This window comes from Yoonia sp. D2-7 (genome assembly GCF_055809435.1).
In genome coordinates, this window is sequence record NZ_CM147912.1 from 2,546,208 (window position 1) to 2,559,207 (window position 13,000).

14 protein-coding genes are annotated in these 13,000 nt (G+C 55.9%); 9 read left to right on the forward strand and 5 right to left on the reverse strand.

Annotation, left to right across the window (positions count from 1 at the left end; all coding sequences use genetic code 11):
• Positions 1-18 precede the first annotated feature (18 nt).
• The 3 genes from AC0L7R_RS12495 (at position 19) to AC0L7R_RS12505 (ending at position 3,120) form a co-directional block, all read left to right on the forward strand.
• Entirely contained in the window at positions 19-693 is a 675-nt protein-coding gene (locus tag AC0L7R_RS12495; protein WP_473657209.1) for a glutathione S-transferase N-terminal domain-containing protein, read from the forward strand.
• Positions 693-2,066, forward strand: a complete 1,374-nt coding sequence (locus tag AC0L7R_RS12500) for an L-serine ammonia-lyase (RefSeq protein ID WP_473657210.1) — start codon at positions 693-695, stop codon at positions 2,064-2,066. Before AC0L7R_RS12495 ends, AC0L7R_RS12500 begins: the two co-directional genes overlap by 1 nt.
• A gap of 139 nt (positions 2,067-2,205) precedes the next feature.
• Positions 2,206-3,120 carry an EamA family transporter gene (locus tag AC0L7R_RS12505; protein WP_473657211.1) on the forward strand — a complete coding sequence of 305 codons (915 nt, stop codon included), beginning with the start codon at positions 2,206-2,208 and terminating at the stop codon, positions 3,118-3,120.
• Here the strand turns inward: AC0L7R_RS12505 and AC0L7R_RS12510 are convergent.
• A complete protein-coding gene (locus AC0L7R_RS12510) occupies positions 3,059-3,721 on the reverse strand; it encodes a thiamine diphosphokinase (protein ID WP_473657213.1) in 663 nt (220 codons plus the stop codon). The genes AC0L7R_RS12505 and AC0L7R_RS12510 overlap by 62 nt on opposite strands.
• A 140-nt stretch (positions 3,722-3,861) precedes the next feature.
• Between AC0L7R_RS12510 and AC0L7R_RS12515 the strand changes: the two genes are divergently transcribed.
• Entirely contained in the window at positions 3,862-6,210 is a 2,349-nt protein-coding gene (locus AC0L7R_RS12515) for a hypothetical protein (RefSeq protein WP_473657214.1), read from the forward strand.
• Between the two features lie 103 nt (positions 6,211-6,313).
• Positions 6,314-6,811, forward strand: a complete 498-nt coding sequence (locus AC0L7R_RS12520) for a GNAT family N-acetyltransferase (RefSeq protein ID WP_473657215.1) — start codon at positions 6,314-6,316, stop codon at positions 6,809-6,811.
• Here AC0L7R_RS12520 and AC0L7R_RS12525 read toward each other — a convergent pair.
• Both AC0L7R_RS12525 and AC0L7R_RS12530 read right to left on the reverse strand, forming a co-directional pair.
• Positions 6,777-7,007 carry a DUF2842 domain-containing protein gene (locus tag AC0L7R_RS12525; RefSeq protein WP_247126348.1) on the reverse strand — a complete coding sequence of 77 codons (231 nt, stop codon included), beginning with the start codon at positions 7,005-7,007 and terminating at the stop codon, positions 6,777-6,779. The genes AC0L7R_RS12520 and AC0L7R_RS12525 overlap by 35 nt on opposite strands.
• An 11-nt stretch (positions 7,008-7,018) precedes the next feature.
• Complete coding sequence (locus tag AC0L7R_RS12530; protein ID WP_348108779.1) at positions 7,019-8,311, reverse strand: adenylosuccinate synthase; 1,293 nt, start codon at positions 8,309-8,311, stop codon at positions 7,019-7,021.
• Positions 8,312-8,440: 129 nt separating this feature from the next.
• Between AC0L7R_RS12530 and AC0L7R_RS12535 the strand changes: the two genes are divergently transcribed.
• Positions 8,441-8,836 carry a DUF6524 family protein gene (locus tag AC0L7R_RS12535; RefSeq protein ID WP_348108778.1) on the forward strand — a complete coding sequence of 132 codons (396 nt, stop codon included), beginning with the start codon at positions 8,441-8,443 and terminating at the stop codon, positions 8,834-8,836.
• A 104-nt stretch (positions 8,837-8,940) separates the two neighbouring features.
• Here AC0L7R_RS12535 and AC0L7R_RS12540 read toward each other — a convergent pair whose 3' ends face one another.
• Positions 8,941-9,351 (reverse strand): hypothetical protein, encoded by a 411-nt coding sequence (locus AC0L7R_RS12540; RefSeq protein ID WP_473657216.1) that lies wholly within the window; start codon positions 9,349-9,351, stop codon positions 8,941-8,943.
• A gap of 262 nt (positions 9,352-9,613) precedes the next feature.
• Between AC0L7R_RS12540 and secG the strand changes: the two genes are divergently transcribed.
• Together secG and AC0L7R_RS12550 are read left to right on the forward strand one after the other, a co-directional pair.
• Positions 9,614-9,976: a preprotein translocase subunit SecG gene (secG, locus tag AC0L7R_RS12545; protein ID WP_473657217.1), complete on the forward strand. Its 363-nt coding sequence runs from the start codon at positions 9,614-9,616 to the stop codon at positions 9,974-9,976.
• Positions 9,977-10,143: 167 nt separating this feature from the next.
• A complete protein-coding gene (locus tag AC0L7R_RS12550; protein WP_348108775.1) occupies positions 10,144-11,787 on the forward strand; it encodes a CTP synthase in 1,644 nt (547 codons plus the stop codon).
• Positions 11,788-11,819: 32 nt separating this feature from the next.
• Here the strand turns inward: AC0L7R_RS12550 and AC0L7R_RS12555 are convergent, their stop codons facing one another.
• Positions 11,820-12,110, reverse strand: coding sequence for an antibiotic biosynthesis monooxygenase (locus tag AC0L7R_RS12555; RefSeq protein ID WP_473657218.1), 291 nt, complete (start codon positions 12,108-12,110; stop codon positions 11,820-11,822).
• Between the two features lie 80 nt (positions 12,111-12,190).
• On the opposite strand from AC0L7R_RS12555, the gene AC0L7R_RS12560 reads away from it, so the two are divergent.
• Positions 12,191-12,970 (forward strand): 23S rRNA (adenine(2030)-N(6))-methyltransferase RlmJ, encoded by a 780-nt coding sequence (locus AC0L7R_RS12560; protein ID WP_473657219.1) that lies wholly within the window; start codon positions 12,191-12,193, stop codon positions 12,968-12,970.
• Positions 12,971-13,000 lie beyond the last annotated feature (30 nt).

Genomic DNA, 13,000 nt, shown 5'->3' on the forward strand with positions numbered 1-13,000 from the left:
GGGGACTAAGTTCACACCATGACTAACGATCTGGTTCTTCATTACGCGCCTGACAACGCATCGCTTTGCGTGCGGCTCTTGCTTGCCGAAACGGACATACCTCACCGACTTAGGCTGGTTGATCGCGCGGCCAAAGAACAGCGCTCTGCCGCCTATCTCGCGATGAACCCCAACGGCCTGATCCCTACGCTGGAAACGCCTGACGGTCCGCTGTTTGAAACTGCGGCAATCCTTCTGTGGCTGGCTGACCAGCGCCCCGGCACCGTCTTTCCCGCGCCGGATACAGGCCCGCGTGGTCTTGCCCTGACCCGCCTGTTTTGGCTGTCGAATACCGTGCATCCAGCGTTGCGTATGTTGTTCTATCCTGACGTTTACATGGCAAGCGATCCGGCTGGGCTGCGGCAACAAGCCCGCCCGCGCTTGGCGTCATATTTCACCCAGCTAGATACCCATTGGGACAGCGTCGCCTGTCCCGCTTTGGCCTGTTATCTGGCCCCTATGCTGCGGTGGTGCGCGCTTTACGGCGGTGACACGACTTGGTTCGTTTTGTCAAAATGGCCGACCTTGCACAACTTTACCGTAACTTTCGAAAACCGCCCGCTTGTCAGCGAAGTTTGCCAAGCAGAGGGTTTAGGACAAACGCCTTTTTCGAGACCCTGCCCTGCCCGCCCCCCAGAAGGAAGCGCTACCTAATGTTTCTGTCCGTATTCGATATGTTCAAAGTGGGACTTGGTCCTTCATCGTCCCACACCATCGGCCCGATGGTCGCTGCTGCCCGTTTCTTGGATCACCTACGGTCCCAACCTTTTGCTGTTGCTGGCGTCAAAGCATCCCTGCACGGCTCACTTGCGTTCACGGGCGTCGGGCATGCGACGGATCGTGCCGTCATCTTGGGGCTGGCGGGGTTTCGGGCGGATGATTATAACAAGGCCAAAGCTGACGCAGCCTTTGATGAAATTCTGACGTCGAAACAACTAACACCAAACGACTTGCCAGCGTTGCGGTTCGATCCTGCGACAGACCTATTGTTCGATTATGGCGCCCCCCTGCCTGGGCACGCCAATGGGATGAAATTACACGGTACAGACAGCCAAGGCGACGTCATCATCAGCCAGACCTATTATTCCATCGGCGGCGGTTTTGTCCTGACCGATAAGGAATTAGCGGACGGAAAGGACACCGATACCGGCGCGCCCGTCCCATTTCCATTCCAATCGGCGGCAGAAATGCTGACGATGGCGAATGCGTCCGGTAAATCAATCGCCGATATGAAGCGCGCCAACGAACTGAGCCGGATGGCGCATGCAGATTTAGATCGCGGATTAACCCGCATTTGGGAAGTGATGGCAGCCTGCATAGATCGGGGGCTTGCTACCGACGGGACCCTACCCGGTGGCCTGAATGTCAAACGTCGCGCCAAGGGCATCCATGATGCCCTACAAGCAGAACGCGGCATGAACCTGTCGGCCCCACATACCGTCAATGACTGGATGTCGACCTACGCGATGGCTGTGAATGAGGAAAACGCAGATGGGGGTCAGGTCGTCACGGCCCCCACCAATGGGGCCGCAGGCGTGGTGCCAGCGACGATCCGCTACTACCTAGATCATGTGCCCGGTGCCACGATCACGCGGGTCCCTGACTTTTTGCTCACGGCGGCGGCCATCGGCGGATTGATCAAATTCAACGCGTCGATCTCTGGTGCTGAATGCGGATGCCAAGCCGAAGTAGGCTCTGCCGCTGCCATGGCAGCTGCGGGTCTTTGTGCAGCGCTGGGTGGGTCACCCGCGCAAATCGAAAATGCGGCTGAAATCGCGCTGGAACATCACCTTGGCATGACCTGCGACCCTGTCAAAGGATTGGTGCAAGTTCCCTGCATCGAACGCAACGGATTAGGCGCGATCAAAGCGGTGTCTGCGGCTTCGCTGGCATTGCGCGGCGACGGCACACACCTTGTCCCGCTTGATGCGGCAATCGAAACCATGCGGCAAACAGGCGTGGATATGTCGGAAAAATACAAAGAAACCGCGCTTGGCGGTCTGGCGGTAAACGTCCCCAACTGCTGAACTATTATCAAAGGCGCGTTCACTTTTCAAGCGCGTCGCTGGTTTCTTTGACGTCTTCCAAATCCCGCCGGAGGCTCCCGCCTCCGCACCATACGCAACGCGCATTGTACCCACCGCGCATTCAAACTAGCGTTCTCTTATGTCCCAAGACCGCCCCTTTCTCGGCATCCTTCTTATGCTCGGTTTCTGCGTGCTCGCGCCGCTTGGCGACGCCATGGCAAAGGTGCTTGGCGGCACGGTTGCGCTGATGGGGCTGATCTGCGTCCGGTTCGGCGTGCAGGCGATCTTGTTGACCCCGCTCGTTTTACTGCGCGGCCAGTCCTTGCGGCCGCCCAAAGGCACGTTTCCCAAAATCCTGTTGCGGACGTGTTTGCACATCGCGGGGGTCGCACTGATGTTTTCGAGCCTGCGTTACTTGCCGCTCGCAGACGCGCTTGCGATCGCCTTTGTTATGCCGTTCATCATGTTGATACTGGGTCACTTTGTCCTGCACGAAGTTGTCGGCCCCCATCGCATTTGGGCCTGCGCCATTGGCTTCGTCGGTACGCTACTCGTGATCCAACCCAACTTTGCCGCCGTCGGGTGGCCCGCGCTTTTGCCGCTTGGGGTCGCAGTGGTCTTTGCCTTGTTCATGCTGGTGACAAGGCAAATTGCAAAATCAATTGATGCGGTTCACCTCCAAGCGATTAGCGGGCTGCAAGCCTTGGTAATCCTGATCCCCTTACTCATTGCGTTCCCGAATGTGCCTGGTTTTGATCTTTCGTGGCCTGCACAAACTGACGTGATCCTACTTTTGGTACTCGGTGTGCTTGGCACTATCGCCCACCTGATGATGACAGGCAGCTTGCGCTATGCGCCTGCTTCAACGCTGGCCCCGATGCAGTATCTTGAGATTCCTTTTGGGACCGCCATTGGATGGCTGATATTTAAAGACCTGCCGAACGGCTTGGCCGCACTTGGGATCTGCATCACGATCTCGGCCGGACTTTACATCATTCTGCGCGAACAACGGCTATCGCAGCTTGAAGCATCCCAATCGGAAGCGTCACAATAGCCGCGCCGGTCACACGGACTGTTACGATTGGCGCTTTGGTTTTGTTCGACGAACTGACACGGCCAACCGGACTAAGCGCCATGTCGTCCATGTCCCACACCAGTCCGTTTGTTGTCGCGCGCACATCCGTCATTGGTAGGATCGCGAATGGTGTGCCTTCGGGCAGTTCAATGTTCCATTGCGCTGTCGGCGACAGAAAACAGCATTCGGTGTCTGACAACAAAATCAAGCGCTTCCCGCTTGATCGCGCAAGTGCGTTGAACGACGCAAACGAATGATCCAACCGCCCCCCTAAGAATCCTGCACCGATCAGGACGGGCGCAGATACACAACTTAAAGCCTTCTCAAGGTCGGTCGTGTCTTGCTCAGGGAGATGATGTAATTGTGGCGCGAAAACCGTCCGCGCCGTTGCGGAAAGGCTGTCGAAATCGCCGATAACCGCCTTTGGGATGATCCCCGCGCGGCGCAAATGATCCGCGCCGCTGTCTGCTGCAACAAAGGTTTGGGTCAGTGTTTGCAGTATGTTAAGATGTTCTAGCCCAAGGTCCGCACCACCGATCAAAGCAATCGGTTCGGCGGCGTCAACAATCAGCTCTGTCATGGGGGTTTTGCCTTATTTGGGAAACTTGCCATATTTCAGACACGAAATAATACTGGAATAACCGCGGTGTTGTTCCGGATTGGGAACCAATTGGTGGTAAACAGACTGTCAAAGCGAATGGCAGAAAGCGAGCAATAATCATGGCTGGATCAACAAAGATTCTTACCGTCTCATATGGGACCTTCTCGTGTACCTTGGAAGGGTTCGACGACTCATTTCATTCCATGAAGGCAATTGCGGAGTATTTCCGCGATCTTGCGCAGGATGATCGGTACTTCGGTGCGGAACCACCTGCCCCGGATGCTGAAATGCTGGCGAAGATCGCCGAACGCGAGATTTCGCGCCGCGTCGAAGCAAAAATGGACGGCAAAGGTATCCGCCTGCGCGCCGAAATCGACGATGATACAGCCACGCAAGACACGGTCGCGATGCCGCCGAAAGCAGAAGCGCCTATAAACCCAGAATCACCATCCGCACTGATGCCTGCCGCATCTTTGGTTGCAGCACCCGCCGTTGAAATCGATGAAGTCGCACCAGAAGCGGCGAACGATACATTCAAACAGGACGCGCCAGCACACCCAGATGCGGAAAGCGTCGCGGCAAAGCTGCAGCGCATCCGTGCCGTCGTTGGCAAACCAGCCGCCCCCGTCGAAGAATCGTATGAGGACGGTGCAGGCGCAGAGGAACCACTACTTGGCGATGCGGAAGCCGACGTCGTGAAAATCACTGCAGAAGACATCATTGCAGATGAGCATGACGCAGAGGCTGAGGCGAAAGCGCAGGAAGAAGCACAGGCTGCTGCGGAGGCCGCTGAAGCCGAAGCAAAGGCACAGGAAGAAGCACAAGCTGCTGCTGAAGCCGCTGAAGCTGAGGCCAAAGCACAGGAAGAGGCGCAAGCTGCTGCAGAAGCCGCCGAAGCTGAAGCGAAAGCTCAGGAAGAAGCGCAAGCTGCTGCAGAAGCCGCCGAAGCTGAAGCAAAGGCACAGGAAGAAGCGCAAGCTGCAGCAGAGGCCGCTGAAGCTGAAGCAAAGGCACAGGAAGAAGCACATGCTGCTGCGGAGGCCGCTGAAGCTGAAGCAAAAGCTCAGGAAGAAGCGCAAGCTGCTGCGGAAGCTGCCGAAGCTGAAGCAAAAGCTCAGGAAGAAGCGCAAGCTGCTGCGGAAGCTGCCGAAGCTGAAGCAAAAGCTCAGGAAGAAGCACAGGCTGCTGCCGAAGCCGAAGCGAAAGCACGGGAAGAAGCGCAAGCTGCTGCCGAAGCCGCCGAAGCTGAGGCAAAAGCGCTGGAAGAAGCGCAGTCCGACTTGTCATCTGACCTGAATGACATCGACGTGCCAAATGCCGAACAAGCTGAAACACAAAAAGCGCCTGTACGTGCACGGATCGTCCGCCTGCGGAAGGACAAGCCTGCAGAGGTTGTCGCGGAACCAGTCGCCGAAGAAGCAGAAGACGACGCAGACGTCGCGCAACGTGTTGCAGCGGCATTGAAAGTCGATACACCTGAAGTTGTCGCTGACGAAGTTGAAGCCGTTATCGAAGACGCGCCAGAAGCAGAACCAACAGCTGACGTTGCCGAAATCGAGGACGTTGTTGCGGATGAAACATCCAAGCAAGACGAAATCCGCGCCGCGGTAGCAGCAGCGATCCCGTCGGGCAGCCTTTCTGCTGACGACGAAGATGACCTGCAGCGCGAATTGGCCGCAGTCGCTGAAGATGTAGTATCAATCGAAGACGAAGCACCGGAAGTTGCGGAAATTGTCATCGAAGACACAGCAGCAGAAGCACCTGAAATGCCGGAAGTTGTTGAAACGCCTGCACGTGCTGGTCGCGGTGTGCTGCCGGAGCCTGATTCTGCGGTTTCTCGTATCCTGAACCAGACCGACGTCGCACTGAACGAACCAACAGGCAGCCGTCGTCGCAATGCGATTGCGCAGCTGAAAGCGGCTGTCGCAGCGACTGAAGCTGCACGTCAATTGGGCGATCAATCAGACGGCGACGCTGAAAAGCAGGAAGCGTTCCGCGATGATCTGGACCAGGTCGTGCGCCCGCGCCGCCCAGCATCCCCTGAAGATCAGGCGCTTCGCACCGAACGCCCACGTGCAGCCCCGCTGAAATTGGTGGCGTCCCAGCGTGTCGACGAAGACGAAGCAATGGAAGAAGACGTGCAGCCACGCCGCGTTGCGACACAGCCAGTAGATGCCAAAGACACAGGCGGTTTCGCAGAATTCGCAGCCCAAATGGGTGCGTCCGACTTGCCAGACCTTCTGGAAGCTGCGGCTGCCTACACATCCTTCGTGGAAGGTGTCGAAGACTTCTCGCGTCCGCAGATCATGAAAAAGGTCCAGTTGACAACAGACGAAGAATTCAGCCGTGAAGATGGTCTGCGGTCCTTCGGCACATTGCTGCGCCAAGGCCGGATCAGCAAAGTCCGCAACGGTCGTTTCCAAGTGTCTGAACAGACACGGTTCCGCCCCGATGCGCGGTCTGCATAAACGATTGATAAACGAACCAAACGGGCGGGGATTTCCCCGCCCGTTTGCGTTTGTGACCATCAAAAGTTAGCCATTCACAATCGCCCGCAAAGAAAGTGAAAAGATGATCAGGCCTCTGCAACCTCACGACGCAAGTCGTGCCGTCTTGGTTTTCTACGACGCGATCATGAACGGCGCGGCTGACGCCTATAACTTGGATCAACGCCGCGCGTGGGCTGGCCCTGTGCCGGATACCGAAGGGTGGCAGAATCGCTTTCATGGCGTCAGCGGATTTGTCGCGGAACATGGCGACCAGATGCTTGGCTTCATGACCATTGATAACTCTGGCTATATCGATCTCGCCTTTGTCCATTCCGATCACATCGGGACCGGGGTCGGATCGCAGCTATATGCAGCCGTTGAAGGGTGGGCCGTCGCCCGTCAAATCCCCCGATTGACCAGCGACGCCAGCATCAAGGCCGAACCATTCTTCATGCGCCAAGGCTGGGTCATAAACGCAAAACAGGATGTCACTAAAAACGGCGTCACCCTGTCCAATTTCCGTATGTCGAAAGACCTTGCGCCGCTTATGCGTCCGGATCAGCCTGCCCGATCCCTTTGAAGATTGCCTTCAACGGAAACGCCCAAAGCACGCCCAGCCCGATGTAAACGCCCACTTCAACCAGCACGGACGGCCGGTTGAGCGGATCAGGATACAGCCAGTTCATGATGGTCACCGCCATAACAATGTACAGCGGTATCCCAAAAATCAGTACGAACAATGCCCAGCGTTTGCGGGCCTTATAGCTAAGCGCCATCAGTCACACCTTTAGTCGGCGAACGGGTCGGTTACCAAGATAGTATCGTCGCGTTCAGGTGATGTGGAAAGTAGCGCGACGGGACAGTCGATCAACTCTTCCACGCGGCGCACGTATTTGATGGCCGCGGCTGGCAGATCCGCCCAGCTGCGCGCACCTTCGGTAGTTTCGGACCAACCCGGCATCTCTTCGTAGATTGGAACACAACGCGCTTGTTGATCGGCGGCTGTTGGCAAATAGTCCAAACGCTCGCCGTCCAATTCGTAGCCCGTACAAATCTTCAGCGTTTCGAAACCGTCCAAAACATCAAGCTTTGTCAATGCGATACCGGTCACACCTGATGTGATACATGTCTGGCGCACCAGTGTTGCATCGAACCACCCACAGCGGCGTTTACGCCCTGTTGTCGTCCCGAATTCATGACCGCGTTCGCCCAGCATTTGACCGTCGGCATCATCAAGTTCAGTCGGGAACGGGCCTTCGCCCACACGGGTTGTGTAGGCTTTCACGATGCCCAGAACGAAATCAATCGCGTCCGGCCCCATGCCTGTGCCCGCAGCCGCTTGGCCCGCGATCACGTTGGAAGACGTCACAAACGGATATGTCCCGAAGTCGATGTCCAGCAACGCACCTTGCGCCCCTTCGAACAAAATCCGTTTACCGGCTTTGCGTTTTTCGTTCAGCACTTTCCAAACGGGTGCCGCATAAGCCAACACAGCTGGCGCGATTTCACGCAGATCAGCCAGCAACGCGTCGCGGTCGATTGGCTCAAGACCAAGACCATTGCGCAGCGCATTATGGTGAACCAAGGCACGGTCAACACGCAGTTCCAGCGTCGCATCGTCGGCGAGATCAGCGACGCGGATGACGCGACGGCCAACTTTATCTTCGTAGCAAGGACCAATACCGCGGCCAGTGGTGCCGATTTTCGCGACCGAATTCTGGCCTTCGCGCGCCCGGTCAAGTTCACCGTGGAACGGCAGGATCAGCGGTGTATTCTCAGCAACCATCAGGTTTTCAGGCGTGATATCAACGCCCTGAGCGCGGATTGTTTCGATCTCTTTGACCAGATGCCATGGATCAAGCACAACGCCGTTGCCGATCACCGACAGCTTACCGCCACGCACCACACCAGATGGCAGCGCATGCAGTTTGTAGACCTCTTCGCCGACGACCAATGTGTGGCCTGCGTTATGACCACCCTGAAAGCGCGCAACCACATCGGCCCGCTCGGACAACCAATCTACGATCTTGCCTTTGCCTTCATCGCCCCACTGAGCGCCCACGACGACTACGTTTGCCATGATATCTGTCCTTTTGGAATCCCGTGCCCCCTATAGCCATGCGAACCGCCCTGTGAAACACCAAAGTTCTAGACAGGCGTGGATGGGTCTGGTCAAAGTCCACCAACACCAAGTTAAGAGGCGAGTTTCATGGGATTTCTTTTACGCTGGGCCTTTGCCTTTTTGCTATTGGCCGCGACCTATAACCCGACAGAATGGAACGTCGTGCGCTGGGGCATGGCCAATTACGCCACACAGATCCCGCTGACGATCCTCGCCTGTCTGATCTTGTTGGTCGGCTACATTATCTATTTGCGGGCAACATTGCGGTCGATTGGCCTGTTCGGGATGCTGCTGATTCTGGCAGTGGCGGGCACATTGATCTGGGTGCTGTTCGATTTCGGGTGGATCAGTCTGGCCGATCCGACCTTCAACACATGGCTAGGTCTAGTTGTGTTATCGCTGGTGCTGGCGATCGGCCTGTCGTGGTCGATTGTGCGGCGCAAGTTGTCAGGGCAAGCGGACGTGGACGATGTGGATGGATAAGTGGGATCATCTGGCTTCGCGCTGAATAGCAGCTCGGCGGACGAAGCGGGCCTTTAATCAACTGCAAGCAATGTCCGTTCCAGCTAACTTACGGTTGAAGTTTTCTACGAGGCCCTGAGCCTGAGAAAGTCAGCTAGAGCATCAGATGGCCCAATCACTTCGCGTGTTTCATGAGCTTTCTTAACACCTGAAAAGACAACCTCTACTGTTACATCGTTAAATGAAATCGTCCAAAAACGAGGTAGCAAGGCTTTCCATTTGATTGTGCGCTCACTGCCGAACACTTCTGTGAAGTCCCATGGTTTGGTGGGATATGGGGCGTCCCTCAACCCTTCAGCATTAATGGGATTTTGTTCGAAGTGGATCACGTCAGAAAATCTAAGAATAGCGATACCACCGCCTGCCGCTGGCGCAATGTCGTAACTCAGAAGAAGGTCGCGACCGTCACTAAACAAGGCTGGATTTTCAATCGTTCCAATTAGAGGAAAGGACTCTTTAGGTGGTATGCCCTCCATGTATTCCTCGCGATGTCACAGTTGATCTTAGAGTAAGCGTATCGAACCGCGCAAACTGCAACAAGCTCGCATTGCTGTCATTTATGCAAACCGCAGCATCGGCCAAAATGGGCTCAAACCGGACCTTAGCGTTCTAACCTTGCACTCCTTCTATCGCCCCGAATCTCAAACCACGCGCCCTTTCCGCATTCCACCCTTGCGACAAGCCGGACAAACCCCTAAATACCCCCAAACACAACTGATCGCAGGCACTGTACCCCCTATGGAAAACGTCATCCTCGTTATTCACCTGATTTTGGCGTTGTCCTTGATTGGCGCTGTGCTGATGCAGCGCTCTGAGGGCGGCATGGGGAGCATGGGCGGCGGTGGCGGCGGCGGCGGTTCTGCCGGTAGCCGTGCCCCTGCTACAGTGATGGGTAAATTCACGTGGATTCTGGCAGGTGCATTCATCGCCACATCCATCGCGCTGACAATCGTGGCCGCACAGCAATCCGCTGGTGCATCTGTTGTTGACCGTTTGGGCGATGTTCCAGTGGCCGAAGATGGTGTTGCGACGCCTGATCTGGGCGAAAGCCTGCTGCCACCATCATCCGATGATGCGCCGCTGGTTCCGTCAGGAAACTAACCACTTGGTATCTTTATAGTAACGCACTGACCCAAGCACATTCTTGGGTCAGCTGTCGTTCTACGGGTTGCGGGCGCGGGCCGAATCCGAGTATTCTTAAATCCCGTGATGATGCGATTTTTGATGATCGTGATTCCAAGAAAAATACTCACGGGGGACAGCCGGGCATGGCGCGTTATATCTTTATTACTGGTGGTGTTGTTTCGTCGTTGGGCAAGGGCCTTGCGTCTGCCGCACTTGGTGCGTTGCTACAGGCACGGGGCTTTTCGGTCCGCCTGCGCAAGCTTGATCCATACCTGAATGTTGATCCGGGCACGATGTCCCCGTTTGAACATGGCGAAGTGTTCGTGACAGACGATGGTGCTGAAACCGATCTTGATCTGGGCCACTACGAACGCTTCACCGGTGTTCACGCGCGCAACACTGATTCTGTATCCTCTGGCCGGATCTATTCCACCGTGTTGGAAAAAGAACGGCGCGGCGATTACCTTGGCAAGACCATTCAGGTAGTTCCGCACGTCACCAACGAGATCAAAGATTTCATCAACATCGGCGATGACGAAGTTGATTTCATGTTGTGCGAAATCGGTGGTACCGTTGGTGATATCGAAGGCCTGCCATTCTTCGAAGCAATCCGCCAATTCGCCCATGACAAACCGCGCGGTCAGTGTATCTTTATGCATCTGACGTTGCTGCCCTACTTGGCTGCATCCGGTGAACTGAAAACGAAACCAACCCAACACTCTGTCAAGGAACTGCAGTCCATCGGCCTGTCCCCTGACGTGTTGGTTTGCCGGTCCGAACACCCGATCCCTGATCGCGAACTCGAAAAGATCGCCCTGTTCTGTAACGTGCGCAAGAACTGCGTTGTGCCTGCTTACGATCTGAACTCCATTTACGAAGCGCCACTGGCCTACCACAAGCAGGGCCTTGATCAGGCCGTCTTGGATGCCTTTGATATCTCGCCTGCCCCGATGCCGAAACTGGATGTGTGGCACGACGTTTACGACCGTATCCACAATCCTGAAGGCCGCGTGAAAATCGCCATCGTTGGCAAATACACGCAGCTTGAAGATGCCTACAAATCCATCGCAGAGGCACTGACGCATGGCGGCATGGCCAACCGTGTGAAGGTCAAAATTGAATGGGTCGATGCAGAGGTCTTCGATAAGGGTGACGCCGCCCCGCATCTGGAAGGCTACCACGCGATCCTTGTCCCTGGTGGATTTGGCGAACGCGGTACCGAAGGCAAAATTAAAGCCGCGCAATATGCCCGCGAAAACAACGTGCCTTACCTCGGCATCTGTCTGGGCATGCAAATGGCTGTGGTCGAGGCCGCACGCAACGTGGCTGGCATGAAAGATGCAGGGTCCGAAGAATTTGACCACGAGGCAGGCAAGAAACGCTTTGAACCTGTCGTTTACCACCTCAAGGAATGGATTCAGGGCAACCACGCTGTGACCCGCAAAGCCGACGACGACAAAGGCGGCACAATGCGTTTGGGCGCTTACGACGCGACGCTGGTCGAAGGATCGAAGGTCGCCGAAGTTTACGGCACCACAGCGATCGAAGAACGCCACCGTCACCGCTATGAAGTCGACACGAAGTACCGTGAAAAACTGGAGGCCGTTGGTTTGACGTTCTCGGGCATGTCCCCTGATGGGAAATTGCCGGAAATCGTCGAATGGAAGGACCACCCGTGGTTCATCGGTGTGCAGTTCCATCCAGAACTAAAGTCGAAACCTTTCGCACCGCACCCTCTGTTTGAAGGGTTCGTGAAAGCCGCGGTTGAGAATTCGCGGCTGGTTTAGAGATTAAGATCAGGGGGCTTCGGCCCCCTTTTCTATATGTGTTGAAAATGGTGGACCCAGCACGCCACGACGAACTTTTCCATGCCATCCGGAATATGCACCTTTGACCAATCCGAGCCTATGAAATCAGTCAGGCTCTGTGCGTCAGACCAATGAGAGATCATGGCATATTCGTCCGGTGTGTCTGCCGTTGGACCACCTACGATGACGTCAGTACAGCCCGCCACACCCGCCACTGAACCGCGCGCCACGGTCTGGAACAGTGGTTCAAATGCGTCGCGCAAATCTGGTTTGATCTGGACCCGATAAATCCGCGTGATCATCTGACAATCCCCTCCATTCGAATTGTCCTTGGCGTCACGTGCCCAGTCCCATAGGACAGGCTCAACCCAAGGAGACGCCGATGCTGTCCTATCAACACGCCTATCACGCAGGTAACATGGCCGATGTCCACAAACACGCGATCCTTGCGTGGATACTGGAATACATGACCCGCAAGGACAAGCCGCTGACCTACATGGAAACCCATGCGGGACGCGGCCTGTACGACGTGACAGATGAAATGGCGGCAAAGACGGGTGAAGCCGCCCAAGGCATTGCGATTGCACGCAAATGGTTCGCCGCAGATCATCCGTACGCTTTGGCACTGGACAAAGTTAACGCAGATCACGGCCCGAACGCCTACCCCGGATCACCAATGGTGGCGGCCAATGTGTTGCGCCCGTCAGACCCGTTGTTCCTGACAGAGCTGCACCCACAGGAATTCGGCCATCTACGCGAGAATATGAAACCGCATGCTGCGATCTGCCAGCAACGCGACGGTTGGGAAATGGCGTTGTCGCAGTGCCCGCCTGATCCACGGCGTGGGATGTTGCTGATTGATCCGTCGTTCGAGGTCAAAACCGACTACGAAACGATCCCAGACACGATCCGCAAGATCAATCGCAAGTGGTCGGTCGGAGTTATCGCGCTTTGGTATCCGATTCTGACAGACGCGCCGCATCTTCCGATGACGCGTGCGCTAAAACGCAATCATCCAGATGCGTTGTGTCACGAAGTCCATTTCCCGCCTGCCCGCGCGGGTCACCGGATGGTCGGTTCAGGCATGTTCGTGATCAATCCGCCTTATGGTTTGGAGGAAGAAGGCAAGTGGCTTTCAAGCCAATTCCGAAAGCTCCTGTAACGCAAAAAGAGTGGACTGCTGACGCAATCC

What these genes read in the sequence shown, in the direction of transcription:
- AC0L7R_RS12495 (WP_473657209.1), top strand. Translation starts at nt 19, where the DNA reads ATGACTAACGATCTGGTTCTTCATTACGCGCCTGACAACGCATCGCTT.
- AC0L7R_RS12500 (WP_473657210.1), top strand. Translation starts at nt 693, where the DNA reads ATGTTTCTGTCCGTATTCGATATGTTCAAAGTGGGACTTGGTCCTTCA.
- AC0L7R_RS12505 (WP_473657211.1), top strand. Translation starts at nt 2,206, where the DNA reads ATGTCCCAAGACCGCCCCTTTCTCGGCATCCTTCTTATGCTCGGTTTC.
- AC0L7R_RS12510 (WP_473657213.1), bottom strand. Translation starts at nt 3,721, where the DNA reads ATGACAGAGCTGATTGTTGACGCCGCCGAACCGATTGCTTTGATCGGT.
- AC0L7R_RS12515 (WP_473657214.1), top strand. Translation starts at nt 3,862, where the DNA reads ATGGCTGGATCAACAAAGATTCTTACCGTCTCATATGGGACCTTCTCG.
- AC0L7R_RS12520 (WP_473657215.1), top strand. Translation starts at nt 6,314, where the DNA reads ATGATCAGGCCTCTGCAACCTCACGACGCAAGTCGTGCCGTCTTGGTT.
- AC0L7R_RS12525 (WP_247126348.1), bottom strand. Translation starts at nt 7,007, where the DNA reads ATGGCGCTTAGCTATAAGGCCCGCAAACGCTGGGCATTGTTCGTACTG.
- AC0L7R_RS12530 (WP_348108779.1), bottom strand. Translation starts at nt 8,311, where the DNA reads ATGGCAAACGTAGTCGTCGTGGGCGCTCAGTGGGGCGATGAAGGCAAA.
- AC0L7R_RS12535 (WP_348108778.1), top strand. Translation starts at nt 8,441, where the DNA reads ATGGGATTTCTTTTACGCTGGGCCTTTGCCTTTTTGCTATTGGCCGCG.
- AC0L7R_RS12540 (WP_473657216.1), bottom strand. Translation starts at nt 9,351, where the DNA reads ATGGAGGGCATACCACCTAAAGAGTCCTTTCCTCTAATTGGAACGATT.
- secG (WP_473657217.1), top strand. Translation starts at nt 9,614, where the DNA reads ATGGAAAACGTCATCCTCGTTATTCACCTGATTTTGGCGTTGTCCTTG.
- AC0L7R_RS12550 (WP_348108775.1), top strand. Translation starts at nt 10,144, where the DNA reads ATGGCGCGTTATATCTTTATTACTGGTGGTGTTGTTTCGTCGTTGGGC.
- AC0L7R_RS12555 (WP_473657218.1), bottom strand. Translation starts at nt 12,110, where the DNA reads ATGATCACGCGGATTTATCGGGTCCAGATCAAACCAGATTTGCGCGAC.
- AC0L7R_RS12560 (WP_473657219.1), top strand. Translation starts at nt 12,191, where the DNA reads ATGCTGTCCTATCAACACGCCTATCACGCAGGTAACATGGCCGATGTC.